The sequence below is a fragment of the Fodinibius saliphilus genome (assembly GCF_005869845.1).
In the GTDB taxonomy this organism is placed as follows: domain Bacteria; phylum Bacteroidota; class Rhodothermia; order Balneolales; family Balneolaceae; genus Fodinibius; species Fodinibius saliphilus.
In genome coordinates this window covers 279,932-292,600 of sequence record NZ_VAWF01000002.1, presented here as the reverse complement: position 1 = coordinate 292,600, position 12,669 = coordinate 279,932, and the positions used below count along the sequence as shown (strand labels likewise).

Annotated in this window: 13 protein-coding genes; all 13 read right to left on the bottom strand. The window is 42.1% G+C overall.

Annotated elements, in window-relative coordinates; translation table 11 throughout:
* Positions 1 to 42: 42 nt before the first annotated feature.
* The 13 genes from FCN14_RS09345 to FCN14_RS09285 all read right to left on the bottom strand — a co-directional run bounded on the left by FCN14_RS09345 (position 43) and on the right by FCN14_RS09285 (position 12,645).
* Complete coding sequence (locus FCN14_RS09345) at positions 43 to 750, bottom strand: TIGR04282 family arsenosugar biosynthesis glycosyltransferase (protein ID WP_171032874.1); 708 nt, start codon at positions 748 to 750, stop codon at positions 43 to 45.
* A 100-nt stretch (positions 751 to 850) separates the two neighbouring features.
* Positions 851 to 2,011, bottom strand: coding sequence for a M20 family metallopeptidase (locus tag FCN14_RS09340; protein WP_138431012.1), 1,161 nt, complete (start codon positions 2,009 to 2,011; stop codon positions 851 to 853).
* Positions 2,012 to 2,021: 10 nt separating this feature from the next.
* Positions 2,022 to 2,636, bottom strand: a complete 615-nt coding sequence (locus tag FCN14_RS09335) for a flavin reductase (RefSeq protein ID WP_138431011.1) — start codon at positions 2,634 to 2,636, stop codon at positions 2,022 to 2,024.
* Positions 2,637 to 2,639: 3 nt separating this feature from the next.
* Positions 2,640 to 2,942: an STAS domain-containing protein gene (locus FCN14_RS09330; RefSeq protein WP_138431010.1), complete on the bottom strand. Its 303-nt coding sequence runs from the start codon at positions 2,940 to 2,942 to the stop codon at positions 2,640 to 2,642.
* On the bottom strand, positions 2,929 to 4,404 hold the full coding sequence (locus tag FCN14_RS09325) for a GNAT family N-acetyltransferase (RefSeq protein WP_138431009.1): 1,476 nt from the start codon (positions 4,402 to 4,404) through the stop codon (positions 2,929 to 2,931). The genes FCN14_RS09330 and FCN14_RS09325 overlap by 14 nt, the downstream gene beginning before the upstream one ends.
* 150 nt (positions 4,405 to 4,554) lie before the next feature.
* Positions 4,555 to 5,022, bottom strand: coding sequence for a FixH family protein (locus FCN14_RS09320; RefSeq protein ID WP_138431008.1), 468 nt, complete (start codon positions 5,020 to 5,022; stop codon positions 4,555 to 4,557).
* The gene (gene ccoG / locus FCN14_RS09315) at positions 5,015 to 6,487 is read right to left on the bottom strand and encodes a cytochrome c oxidase accessory protein CcoG (RefSeq protein ID WP_138431007.1); all 1,473 of its coding nucleotides are present in this window, start codon (positions 6,485 to 6,487) and stop codon (positions 5,015 to 5,017) included. The genes FCN14_RS09320 and ccoG overlap by 8 nt, the downstream gene beginning before the upstream one ends.
* A 68-nt stretch (positions 6,488 to 6,555) precedes the next feature.
* Entirely contained in the window at positions 6,556 to 7,167 is a 612-nt protein-coding gene (locus tag FCN14_RS09310) for a cbb3-type cytochrome c oxidase N-terminal domain-containing protein (protein WP_138431006.1), read from the bottom strand.
* A gap of 2 nt (positions 7,168 to 7,169) precedes the next feature.
* Positions 7,170 to 7,358: a cbb3-type cytochrome oxidase subunit 3 gene (locus tag FCN14_RS09305; protein ID WP_138431005.1), complete on the bottom strand. Its 189-nt coding sequence runs from the start codon at positions 7,356 to 7,358 to the stop codon at positions 7,170 to 7,172.
* Positions 7,359 to 7,367: 9 nt separating this feature from the next.
* Positions 7,368 to 9,566, bottom strand: coding sequence for a cytochrome-c oxidase, cbb3-type subunit I (ccoN, locus tag FCN14_RS09300; protein WP_138431004.1), 2,199 nt, complete (start codon positions 9,564 to 9,566; stop codon positions 7,368 to 7,370).
* Positions 9,566 to 9,760 carry a cbb3-type cytochrome oxidase assembly protein CcoS gene (gene ccoS / locus FCN14_RS09295; protein ID WP_138431003.1) on the bottom strand — a complete coding sequence of 65 codons (195 nt, stop codon included), beginning with the start codon at positions 9,758 to 9,760 and terminating at the stop codon, positions 9,566 to 9,568. Before ccoS ends, ccoN begins: the two co-directional genes overlap by 1 nt.
* Positions 9,751 to 12,186 carry a heavy metal translocating P-type ATPase gene (locus FCN14_RS09290; protein ID WP_212747611.1) on the bottom strand — a complete coding sequence of 812 codons (2,436 nt, stop codon included), beginning with the start codon at positions 12,184 to 12,186 and terminating at the stop codon, positions 9,751 to 9,753. The genes ccoS and FCN14_RS09290 overlap by 10 nt, the downstream gene beginning before the upstream one ends.
* A gap of 99 nt (positions 12,187 to 12,285) precedes the next feature.
* Positions 12,286 to 12,645 carry an RrF2 family transcriptional regulator gene (locus FCN14_RS09285; protein ID WP_138431002.1) on the bottom strand — a complete coding sequence of 120 codons (360 nt, stop codon included), beginning with the start codon at positions 12,643 to 12,645 and terminating at the stop codon, positions 12,286 to 12,288.
* Between the last annotated feature and the right edge of the window lie 24 nt (positions 12,646 to 12,669).

The following is a 12,669-nucleotide window of genomic DNA, read 5'->3' as shown; positions in this document are numbered from 1 at the left end:
GATGGTGTTTGGTACTAATGTCATGCAGCGTTAGTTATGTACTTATCCCAAGGGTGGAGCTCTTAACCGGTTGTTGCGATAGGAGATATAAGGTAATTCTGGCGGGCTATCTTCAATCCCAAAAGAGAGAATAGTAGCTAAAATAGATTGAAGTTGGCAGACAAGGGTAGGGAACTTATGAGAAGTTCGTTGTATGAAACTCTGTAAGGTATGAGCATCATCAATATCAGCCAGAAGTTCCAGTGTGGTAACCGAGAACTGTTCACTATAACGTTGGATAAGGGATGAGCATAAGGTTTTTTCTTGCCAGGGATGCTGCCGGAAATTACGTTCATCAAAAGCCTCTTTGGTGTAGGCTGTAAGCCATGTACCCCCATCTTTTGCAGGTCCAAGTATAATATCAGCCTTTCCAGTGAGCAGTAGGTCAGCAGCTTGTTCAATATGACCAGAACAAAGTTCAGGCGTATCATTGCCTACAGCTATTACATGTTGATACCCCATTTCAAACATGGTTGTGAATGCATGGGCAAAGCGTTCACCGAAATCGTGCCCTTGTTGTAGCTGTTCATCAAATTCAATAAAAGGTAAACCTGACTGAACTATTTGCTTACGGCTGTGGCTAATAAGCTGCTGGGCCAGCTGGTCGTTTTTTGGGGAGTGGTTATCTACAGTAAAGATTTTATTCTGCGCTTCAGCCGAGGCAGAGCGGCTAAAGAATAAAACAGCAATATGTGAGGTATCTTTTTTCAACCCTATAAAGTTAATTTAATTTCAATATTGCTGATGAGACTCACGCTTCAAATCTTACCAATAAAGTAACATTTTTACAGATAATTGATTGTCTGCACAATTAGTCATAAATGGTAGGTTGCTGAAGCAGGAGTGTGAAAAGTGCCAAGCGTTTCAATGTTTCTTTCAGGAATATTTTTTCGTGATAGGCATGAGCTCCTTCTCCAACAGCTCCGAGACCATCAATAGTAGGAGAGTAAAGGTTTGTGAAGTTTCCGTCAGAAGCGCCACCGGAGGTCCCCTCTTTTAGTTCCATATCCAACTCTTCTCCTAACTTTTTTGTAGCCTGCCACAATTGCTCGTTGGCAGGTCCTTTTTCCAGTGGAGGGCGGTTTATGCCTCCTGAGACGTTTAGTTCAATCCCTTCCATTTCAGGTTCAATTTCATAAATTTGTTTTTTAATACGTTCTCCATCCATCTTAGTAGGAATACGTACATCAATAACAGCTTTGCTTTGAGCTGCAATAACATTTGATCGTTCTCCGCCCTCGATAGTACCTACATTTACCGATATGCCAGATGAAGGATCATTAAGTTTAAATAGCTGTTGGACCACATGGGAAAGTTCTAGGATAGCACTTACTCCTTCTTCGGGAGCGAGACCGGCATGAGAGGGAGTGCCGTTAATGATAATCTCAAATTCTCCAATTCCCTTTCGGGCCGTTTTTATTTTTCCTTCTGAACCAAGTGAGGGTTCTAAAACAAACGTACGTGCCGACTTTTTGGCTTGTTCGATAATTAATTCTTTTGATTCGTTGCTTCCGATCTCTTCATCGGTGTTAATAAGGAAGATGGGCTGATAGGGCATCTCGCGGTCGAGTTCTTTAATGGCTTTGACCCCAAAAATCATCATCGCAATACCGGCTTTCATATCATACACACCGGGCCCTGAAACCTCATTGCCATCGACGGAAAAAGGCATCTGTTCCAGAGTCCCTTTTTCCCAGACAGTATCACAATGCCCAACTACAAGTTGATTGGGGGGTTGGTCATTAAATTCATCAGGGGTACATAGAAGTTGTCCGGCAGTGTCCTGCCCTTCAATGTGTGAGACCGAAAAGCCAATTTTCTCAAATTCTTTTGTAATAATTGCAAAGAGTTTAGAAAATGAAGCGGGATTATCTGATGGGGTCTCTTGTGTCACCAGTGCTTCTAGCAGATTTAAAAAATCTTGTTGATGATCCCGAAAGTATTGAAGAAGCTCTTTTCCGCGTTCGGTCATTGATATGCTACTATCGTTTGAAATTTTTGGGGATAGGAAAGGTGTTACTTTCTTTAATGGTACTAAACCGGCCTGGGTGCAGGTAGGCCAGTAAGGGATGGTCTTGAAGGAGCGTGTCATCAGAGTTATCATGTCCTTCTCTCCTTAATGCATCTTTATGAACATGGGCTGATACCACCTCGCCCACAATTATTTCCCATTCTCCAAACTTGCCGATCATTTGCGAAAGTTTGCACTCCAGTTGAAAGTAGGAATCTTTTAAGAACTTTCCTTCAACTTGTTGAGCTTCTACAGTTGGAATTTTATCCGTAACCGGTTTACTGTCATCTTCTTCGCGGCGCGAGGCCATAAGGCTAGAAAACACCAACTGTTCAGGGCCGGGATAGCTCACGGTAAAGGCTTTTTCACGGTCAATGTTTTTGTACGTTGTTTTTCGTGGAGTTCCCATAAAGCCGAAATATGGACCAAAGCCCAATGGCATACTCATATGTTTTGGAGCAAAGTTGTAGGCACCATTTTCTTCTTTACTGCCAATGATTACGAGAGAGTGAACAGTATAACATCGGCTCCAAAGTTCTGGATCACCAGTAATATCAACCATATCTGAATGTTCTTGATCAGCCATAAACTACGTACTTTTTGTGTTAGTATAATTGAGATCCCATGTATCATGAAGTTCCAAAATGTGAATGATTTCAAACATAATGTCGGGTGGGTTTTTGAGCTCCAGTTCGTGGCCAGAGTGTTGCCATTGATATAGAAAAATAATGCCTTCGCTATCAATGATATTACAATCTGTAAGATCTACAAATAGTTTTGTTATTTCATCTGATATTCGACTTTCAATAATATTTTTTGTCTGTAAGTTAAAGCTTTTGCAATCACGCACTTGTATGATTTTACCTACTTTCTGGGTATCAACAATATTCATCAGTAATATGGTTTTTAATTCTTTGACCAAAAGAAGAAAAGATCTCTATGAGCTCTAGGTTAAGGGGAATGTTAATTTTTTGAAGTCGCAGGTAATCTGATTCATTGTGAAACATCGGAGCCAGCCCACAGTATATAAAATCGAGCGACTTAACGATCTTGAATTGCTCTGGGGTCGCAGAATTTTCCAATGGCAGGTCAATATAAATAGCATTGGGATTTTCTTGCTCCTGAAGGCTTTTTATCATATCTGAAAGCACTGTTTTAAAGTCAGAGCCATACTTTTTAACAATAATCAGGGAGGTGTTATCTTGATAGTCTATGGTGAGTTCAATATCTGACTGTTCAGCCATTTTAGGATCAGGATTATAATCTTGGGTAACTGCTATGTTAAGTTCATCATAGGTTTCCAAGAGTATGTCGGCATATTGGTGTGGCAGATATACTACTTTCTTTTTTTTAAAGGAAAACAGAGGAAGAAAATCGAGAACTACGGAAACCGGTTGGGGGTACTCTTCGTCAAATCCTTTATAAATAATATTGTTAGATTCTGCCAACATCAGGGCAGTAGTAATAAAGTCATATTTATGATTTACACGCTGACTTACCGGGTGCAGGGTTACTGCCTTGCCGTACAGTCCTTCTATTTTTTGCTCGCGAGCGGTAGTAATAAGATGTTCCATCATGTTGCTCATGATACCCTGACGTCGGTAATCAGGCGAAACTACAGCTTCTCCTACTTCCGCAATATTAGAATCCGCTTTTCTAAGGACCGCAAAATAGCCAATCGCCAATCCATTATTGTCCCTTGTAATAACCCCTAACTTTTCTTTGCTCAGTAGTGTTTTCTCAATTTTCTTGGGATAGTAGAGATCTTCTTTGCTATATGAGTATTCATAAGTCCGGTAAATAAGCTTAGCAATATCTTCAGCATCAGATGGACCGATTTGACTAATAGTATAATCGACTTCTGTCGGTTGTACGTGTCCTTTTTGGTCCGGTTCTTCAGGTTTTTTGGATCTTGAAAGTTCAAGCATTTCATCCAGGTCATGCACATCTAATGCTTTAGATAAACGAAATTCTTTTCCCTCTTTTCCCCTATTTATAAAAAGAAATTCATCACAGAAACGGCGTATTAGGCGAAACCCAGCTCCTTCAAAATTAGCTTGTTCTCTTGCCTGATTCGGATCATACCCGTGTCGGTCGGGGTCAAAGGGTTCACCGGCTTCACTAACCACAACTTCAATATTTGATAGGGTATCTTTAAAGGTTAGGTCGAAGTATGCTTTGCGTTCATGAGGATAGGCAAAAAGAATGATGTCGCTAATCAATTCGCTGACAGCTATGGTAAAGCGGGTAGCATCTTCAGCAGGTAGCCCACAATTGAGGCACCAACTGTACGTAAAATCACAGATCGGAGTTATAACTTCTTCATCTGTGGATATATGGAGTTGGATATCCATGCGTTTATATAGTCAGCACTCTTTGAATTTACTCTACTAGACAAAGGTGGTTTCCAAGAGTACAATAATCCTATACTCTTACATGATCATCACCGTTTGTGCCATCCCATTCTTAACTCTCCGGGAGATACTACAGTTTCTTTTAGATTACTAAATAAAAATAGTTTTTTCTGTAAAAAAGTCTTTGTCACCTGTATTCCAGCTTACTTTTACGCGCCATTTTCCTACAGGAAGTTTTTCTGCAGATAACGTTTGTCTCCCTTTCTCATCAAGTTCAATATTATAAGTTTTATCCAGTGAAGAATCACTGGGGCGATAGAGCTCTATTGTACCATTAAATGAATGATTCTGGAATGATGAAGGAAAAGTGATCACAATATTCTTATTTTTAGAAAGCACAATAGTAACAGGGGTTTCAAGGTTTTGAGCCTGTTCTACCTGGTCAATATGTTTTTGGTAGTTAACGGCTTCTTCGTAGTGATTTTCTGTTACCATTTCGTAATCCAAGGTTACCAAAAAGCCAACAACGCCAAGTACAGCAAAAACAAATAAAACAATAACAACTGTAAGGCCTTTGCCCCAGTTAAAGGTAGTCGATTTTTGCTCTTTGTTACTCATTATTTTGTCTTTCTTTCTTTGAACCGGGACCAATAAATCCGGACTCAATGGTTTCTATTTTTTTGCCATTAGAATAAACCGCAAATACTACGTTGGTACGGGAACCGTTCAGATTATTACTTTTGAGTTTAATTAAGAACCGACCTTTTGTTGATCCCTGCGGTGGTACGGTGCTAAAGTTGCCCAAAGGCGTTAACTCCCCTTCCGGTTGTACCAGTTTAATTTCTTGTTCAATCGTCTTAAATGTTTTATTGATCGACTTAACCTCATAGATATTGCTATACCGGTTGTTGGGCAGCTCTTGGTAGAGTGTGCCAGGCTGACGCAAGATGGTTGTTTCGGTATCGGGCCGCATACTCAAGAAAGTAAAGAAGGTGACAATAAGTACAATCAGTATAGCACTATAGCCCGCAACACGCGGTGTTAAAATTTTCTCTTTGCCTTTTTTGATAGCATTTTCCGAAGAATAGCGGATAAGGCCACGAGGTTTATCGATCTTATCCATTACATCATCACAGGCATCGATACAGGCGGTGCAGTGTACACATTCAAGCTGGGTGCCATTCCGAATATCGATACCCATAGGGCAAACGCGTACACACTGGTGGCAGTCGATGCAATCTCCATAGTCGGCACCGCTTAAATTCAGGTCATCGAGTGTGGCTTTCCGGCCGAGATCATCCCTGTTTTTAACTTTTGTTCGGGGTTCTCCGCGCTGGTAATCGTACATCACGTTGATAGAGTTATTATCTAGCAGTACCGACTGCATACGACCGTAGGGGCAGATAAAGTGACAAACCTGTTCGCGCAGAAAAGCAAAAACGCCGTAGAAAACTCCACTAAAAACGGTGATCGATATAAGTCCCGCTAAATGTTGCGAGGGTGGGTCTGTAATAATTTTAAAAAGTTCATCGGCTCCGATAATATAAGCCAGAAAGAGGTTTGAGATAAGAAATGCCAATCCGAAAAAGATGCCGTGCTTAAGTGTCTTTTTCCATATTTTTGTCCAGTTCCATGGTGCATTGTTAAGTCGGATTTGGCTGCCACGATCTCCTTCAATCCAGTATTCAATCCTTCGGAAGACCATTTCCATAAAGATCGTTTGGGGGCAGGCCCATCCGCACCAAAGCCGGCCGAACACCGCCGTAAACAGTACGATAAAAACAATAACTGCAAGGGCACCAAAAACAAGCAGGTGAAGGTCTTGTGGCCAAAAGGCCGTCCCAAAAATAACAAATTTTCGCTCCAGAATATCCAGTAAAAGTAACGGTTGTCCGTTAACAGTGATAAACGGGCCGGAGAAGAAAAACAGTAATAGTAGCGTGGCTACTACATTACGCCATTTATAATATCTGCCACTGGGTTTTTTGGGAAATATCCAATTACGCTTCCCTTCTTCATCGACAGTGGTAAGGTGATCTCGAAAGGAATCGTTGTCTATTCGTCGATCTTTTTCTTTAGACATGTTCGGTAGTACTAACCTTCTTTTTAAAAAGCCCGGGATTTAGCTTCCCGGGCTTCTATTCTAAATTGCTAATCCGAGGAGGCAAAAGGCCCTTCGGTACAAGGTTCGGCCCTGTTTGGATCTGCAGCTTTGGCATCAGCCGGTTCAGTGCCCTGAAGTGTCGCCATATAGCTAACGATCTGTTGCACTTTTTCATTGCTTATTTTTGATCCACTGCCATAGGCAAGCATTCCTTTTTGGGGGAACCCTTCTATAATACTTTGGGCAATTTCTTTCGGACTACAGCCGTGAATCCACTGGTTATCAGTGAGGTTGGGTCCAACCATGCCCTGCCCTTCTTTTCCGTGACAGGTATAGCAAAGTTGGGAGCCGTTAAACATCTGCTTCCCGGCCTGGATATCAGCTTCCTCTTCACTGATTTGCCAGGTAAAGGAAGCGGCAGGTTCCTGTTCTTCTGAACCGCCAAACTTAGCTTCGGCTTCTGCTATTTCTTGTTCGTATTCTTCAATTTGGGTTTGTCCCCATCCTAATACTTGATAAAATAGCAGGTAGAATACGCTGATGGCTATTGTGATGAAGAACAGCCATAGCCACCAAAATGGCATATGGTTATCCAGTTCACGGATACCATCGTATTCATGATCCAGTAATTTGTCCTTTTCCCCTTCATAAACTTCCATAGTTATCTGTTTTTATAATTTTCAATTTCATCGTCTGATGCGAGAGGTAATTGGGCAACATCTTCGTAATGGGAACGTCCCTTACGGATTAAGTGAATGATGAGGAGGACAAAAAATCCCAGAAACAGTATGAGAGAAATACTGGGGAAAATGCCGACCCCCTCTATTGATCGTAATACCTCTTTATACATGACGTTATATCAGTTTTTAGTTTGTTTTACCATGTCGCCGGTACTCAGTGCTTTACTGGATGGCAGCCCTTCAAAAGGATTATTATTTCCTTTGATATCTATACCCAGTCGCTGGAGATAGGCAATCATGGCGATAATCTGTTTGTCTGACTCAATTTTAATACCGTCGATTTCTTTAAATCCACTTTGATGCAGATTTTGCGTAATCTCTTTGGCCTGAGCCTTGAGGTCAGCAAGGGCTTCATCTTCATAGCCTGGGGCATAAGGAACGCCAACAGCACGCAGGGCTGAGATACGTTCGTCAATGCTTTCGGTATCCATTTCTTGTGTCAGCATCCATGGATAAGCCGGCATAATTGATCCCGGTGATGTTGATGTAGGATCGTACATGTGTCGCAGGTGCCATGAATCAGGATATTTGCCACCGATACGATGGAGGTCCGGGCCGGTTCGTTTTGATCCCCATAAATGCGGATGGTCGTACACAAATTCACCGGCTTTGGAATACTCTCCATAACGCTCGGTTTCTGAGCGGAAGGGACGAATCATCTGTGAGTGGCAGTTATTACAGCCTTCTGCTATATAAATATCACGACCCTCAACTTCGAGCGGGGTATAAGGTTTAACGCTTGAAATAGTAGGCACATTGGAGTCAACCAAAGCTGTAGGTACGTATTCTACAATTCCTCCGATGAGGATTACAACTAACGTAAGGGCTGTAAACTGTACGGGTCGACTTTCAAGGCGTCGGTGCCATTTCTCGTTACCGTTTCCGGTTGGATTGGTAATTGGTTGTGCCTCGTCTTGTTCTTGCTCAACAAAGGAGCCGTTTTTGGCTGTTTTGTACAAGTTGTAAACGGCAAAGCAGGAGCCAAGGATAAACAGTGTTCCGCCGACGGCGCGCAAAGCATACATCGGAATAATCTGTTGCACTGTTTCAAGGAAGTTGGGATACGCCAAAAGACCTTCAGAAGTAAATTCTTTCCACATCAAACTCTGTGTGATTCCACCCCAGTACATTGGGATGACGTAGAAGATGGCTCCCAGTGTAGCAAACCAGAAGTGCACGTTAGCAAGTTTGATTGAGTATAGCTCTGTTTTGTAGATACGCGGGGTAATATAATAGAGCATGGCAAAAGAGAGACCACCGTTCCAAAGCAGCGCTCCAAGGTGAACATGGCCTATAATATAATCACTGTAGTGTGCTACAGCATTTACATTACCAATAGAGAGCATTGGGCCTTCGAAAGTAGCCATACCATACGCAGTAACACCAACCACTAAAAACTTGAGGACGGGATCTTCACGTACTTTATCCCATGCCCCGCGAAGTGTTAACAGTCCGTTAAGCATACCCCCCCATGAAGGTGCAATAAGCATCAGACTAAAAACAGTACCTAAGGCTTGAGCCCAGCCGGGAAGTGCGGTATAAAGCAAGTGGTGAGGTCCGGCCCAGATATATAAGAAAATAAGGGACCAGAAGTGTACAATTGAAAGTCTGTACGAAAATACCGGTCGGTTGGCTGCTTTGGGAATGAAGTAGTACATAATCCCCAAAAAGGGTGTGGTAAGAAAGAAGGCAACTGCATTATGCCCATACCACCATTGGACAAGAGCATCTTGTACTCCAGCATATACCGGATAACTTTTCATTAAGGTAGCTGGAATTTCGACGGAGTTTACCAAGTGTAACACTGCTACAGTAACAAAGGTTGCAATATAGAACCAGATTGCAACATAGAGATGCTTCTCACGGCGTTTCCAGATAGTCATTAGCATGTTAATGCCAAAGATGACCCATATAACAGTGATAGCAATATCAATAGGCCATTCCAATTCGGCATATTCCTTACTGGTATTGAAACCCATTGGTAGTGATATTACTGCAGACACGATAATTGCCTGCCAACCCCAAAAGTTAATTTTGCTGAGCATATTGCTCCACATGGGCGCTTTACATAGGCGCGGTAGCGAATAGTATACACCATAAAAGATGGCATTGCCTGCAAAAGCAAAAATTACCGCATTGGTATGCAACGGGCGCAAACGTCCATACGAAAGCTCAGGTATAAAGCCAAGGAAAGAAGGATAGATCAGCTTTAAGGCTACAGTAAGTCCCACAAGGAAACCAATAATGCCCCAAAAAACAGTCGCAATCCCGAATTTCTTGACTATCTTATTGTCGTAGTAAAAAGTATCTACAGCCATTAATCGGTATTGTTTTTAGTGTTTGTTGTTTTTGATTGTTTCTTCGAATTGTCTTTGTTCTTATCGAATAAGATTCGCATTGCCGGGGTATGTCCGTCATCATATTGCCCGTCACGGACAGCCCAGAAAAAAAGTCCTAGGAAGAGCAGTGCCACCATCAGGCTAAAACCGACAAGCATAAATATTACTTCCATGATGCTAACCCCATTTTTTTAGCTGCTAAATGTGTACTGACAGTAGTGAACACCATAATGCTGATGGAACTCAGCGGCATTAGTATGGCAGCTACTAAGGGTGAAAGTTGTCCGGCAACGGCAAAACTCAATCCTACAATATTGTAAAGAAGCGATAGGCCGAAGCTAAGTTTAATAATGGTGATACTGCGTTGAGAAAAATTGATAAATGTATTCAGGCGGCGTAGTGATTTCCCATCCATGATGGCATCACATGCCGGTGTAAAAGAGCTTACGTTATCGGTAAGGGCAATGCCAAAATCACTTTGTTGCAAAGCTCCGGCATCATTTAGACCATCTCCTATCATAATGATGTTATGCCCATGTTGTTGAAGATCTTTAATGAATTCCAGCTTTTGTTGGGGCGTTTGATCAAACCGTAGCGAATCTTTTCCAAAATAGGGAGCAAACTGCTTTTTTTGAGAGTCATTATCCCCGGATAGTAAGAAGGTGGAAAATCGTTCCTTAAAAGTAAAGAGCATATCTTTAATACCCCCGCGATAGCTATTGCCAATCGCAAACCAACCCTTCCATTCCCCGTCGATCGCAATATGTACAACCGATACTGCTTTGTCATGATTCGGGGTTGGGATATGTTGGGGTAATTGTTCCTCCAAAAATAACTTTGAACCAATAACGAGACTCTGACCTTCTACAGCAGCTGTGATACCTTTATTTATTTGTTCATTAATCCTTGTTACATCTAATTGTGGAGCCTTAATGTTTGAAGCAATTTTTTGACTGAGCGGATGCATTGACTGTCGGCAAGCGTTGGCAATAAGGGCTTGTTCATGCTCGGTAATCTTGCCATTAAAACTAACCTCTGCCTGATCAGCTTTTGTAAGTGTGCCCGTTTTATCAAAGACAACAGAGGTGGTGTTGGCAAGCTGCTCAATAACTTCAATTCCTTTTATATATAGCCCATTTCGAGACAGGATGTTAAGAGCAGATCCCAATGTAAAAGGAGTTGATAGTGCCAGGGCGCACGGACATGCAATAATAAGTACAGCCGTAGAAACAGTAAGTGCCATTTCTGTGCTTGTAGGTAACCATAGAATACCTGCCGTGATAGCAATACCAATGACAGCTAATGTAAAATGGGGACTTATACGATCGGCAAGAGAGCTAACTTTTCTATTTTGTTGATGGTCTTCAAAAGCTGCATTATTCCATAATTTTGTCAGATAGCTGTTAGATACTTCTTTGATCGCCTTTAACGTTACGGAGGGGCCAATGATTTTTCCACCCGCGTAAACTGTTTCTCCTTGTTGTACTTCTACGGGATCTGACTCCCCTGTAATAAAGCTATAGTCGACATAACAGCTATCAGAAAGTAGTTCAGCATCGGCAGGAACTAACTCGCGATTGCGAATAAGCATTTGCATGCCCTCTGTAAGTTTGTCTATAGAAGTTGACCGCTCATTGCCCTCCTCGTCTAAAAACGTAACGGAAATAGGGAGGTATGATTTATAGTCGCGATCAAAAGAGAGACGTTCATACGTTTTTTTCTGGATCATCCGACCAATCAACAAGAAAAATACCAAGCCGGTAAATGAATCCATATAACCGGCTCCTACTCCGGTGATAATTTCATAAACGCTTCGACTAAAAAGAGCAAGAATACCGATGGAGATCGGCACATCAAGGTTGATACCTCCTTGTTTGACAGCTGCCCATGCAGATTTTAGGTAATCATTACTACTGTAGAGTAATACCGGCAGTGCAAGTAATATGTTAAGGATGCCGAAAAAAATATGAAATGACCCTTGCGTATTTAAGGTAGAACCCGACAAGTATTCCGGAAAGCTAAACAGCATGATGTTTCCGAAGGCAAAACCGGCAACTCCCAGCTTTAACCAAAGGCGCCGGTTGGGAGAGGCGGCTTCATTGTTATCGAGTTTTTCCAGGCGTAGTTCCGGTTCGTAACCGATTGAGGCCAAGAGTTCAATAACTTCGCGCAAGGAGATCTTTTCTTCATCAAAAGAGATGCTAAGCTCGCGCTTGAGAAAATTAACACTGCTTTTGGTAATGCCGTCATTGAGCTTAAAAAGATTTTCAAGCAGCCAGACACAAGAGGTACAGTGAATATTTGGGATATAGAAACTGGCAGAGATAAATCCATTGTTCCTAAAATCCACAAGGCGATCTATGACAGAGGCATCTTCGAGGTAGTCAAAACGCTTGCTGCTTTGATACTTTTTAAAGGAAATGCCGGGTTGATCTTCCAGGCAGTAATAGGTGCCAAGTTCATTATCATTGAGAATTTCGTATACCATCTTGCAGCCGGAACAACAGAATGGTTTTTCATCCAGATATACCGTAGTCTCATCGCAGGTTTCTCCACAATGATAGCAGTCAGTTGATATGAGGACGTCGTCGGTATTCACTGAATATTGTTAATCTTTGGGGAAATGAAGTCGTAGGTTAAACCAGCTGTCAGACATGTTATCTTCAATTTTGTCGAAGGTAGTATCCATTAACCACTTTTAAATATTGGCACGTTCCTTGGCCCAAAAGCTATGGAAGGGGCAAGGATCGATATCCCCGCATCCTTCAATGCCCATAAAGCAGCGGGTAAAAAAATCGGTGCCATCTATTGCTTCTACTATTTCCATTAATGTAATTTCACTGGGTGAGCGCGCAAGAAGCACACCTCCGTTAAGGCCTCGGCGCGATTCTAAAATGCCGGAGGGCTTAAGCTTTGATAAAATCTGTGAGAGGTACGGTGCCGGGCAGTTCAATGGTTTTGCCAAATCCGCAGCAGATATTGTGGTGCCTTCCGGTTGTCGGGAAAGCACAATAACGGCCGACAGGGCGTACTGAGTCCCTTGGGACAACAGTTTCATCTACGAAACAAGTGGTTTTGTTAA

Coding starts and splice junctions, on each gene's coding strand:
- FCN14_RS09340 (WP_138431012.1), bottom strand. CDS start 2,011: ATGACCGAACGCGGAAAAGAGCTTCTTCAATACTTTCGGGATCATCAA.
- FCN14_RS09310 (WP_138431006.1), bottom strand. CDS start 7,167: ATGGAAGTTTATGAAGGGGAAAAGGACAAATTACTGGATCATGAATAC.
- ccoS (WP_138431003.1), bottom strand. CDS start 9,760: ATGGAAGTAATATTTATGCTTGTCGGTTTTAGCCTGATGGTGGCACTG.
- FCN14_RS09325 (WP_138431009.1), bottom strand. CDS start 4,404: ATGGATATCCAACTCCATATATCCACAGATGAAGAAGTTATAACTCCG.
- FCN14_RS09330 (WP_138431010.1), bottom strand. CDS start 2,942: ATGAATATTGTTGATACCCAGAAAGTAGGTAAAATCATACAAGTGCGT.
- ccoG (WP_138431007.1), bottom strand. CDS start 6,487: ATGTCTAAAGAAAAAGATCGACGAATAGACAACGATTCCTTTCGAGAT.
- FCN14_RS09320 (WP_138431008.1), bottom strand. CDS start 5,022: ATGAGTAACAAAGAGCAAAAATCGACTACCTTTAACTGGGGCAAAGGC.
- FCN14_RS09305 (WP_138431005.1), bottom strand. CDS start 7,358: ATGTATAAAGAGGTATTACGATCAATAGAGGGGGTCGGCATTTTCCCC.
- FCN14_RS09285 (WP_138431002.1), bottom strand. CDS start 12,645: ATGAAACTGTTGTCCCAAGGGACTCAGTACGCCCTGTCGGCCGTTATT.
- ccoN (WP_138431004.1), bottom strand. CDS start 9,566: ATGGCTGTAGATACTTTTTACTACGACAATAAGATAGTCAAGAAATTC.
- FCN14_RS09335 (WP_138431011.1), bottom strand. CDS start 2,636: ATGGCTGATCAAGAACATTCAGATATGGTTGATATTACTGGTGATCCA.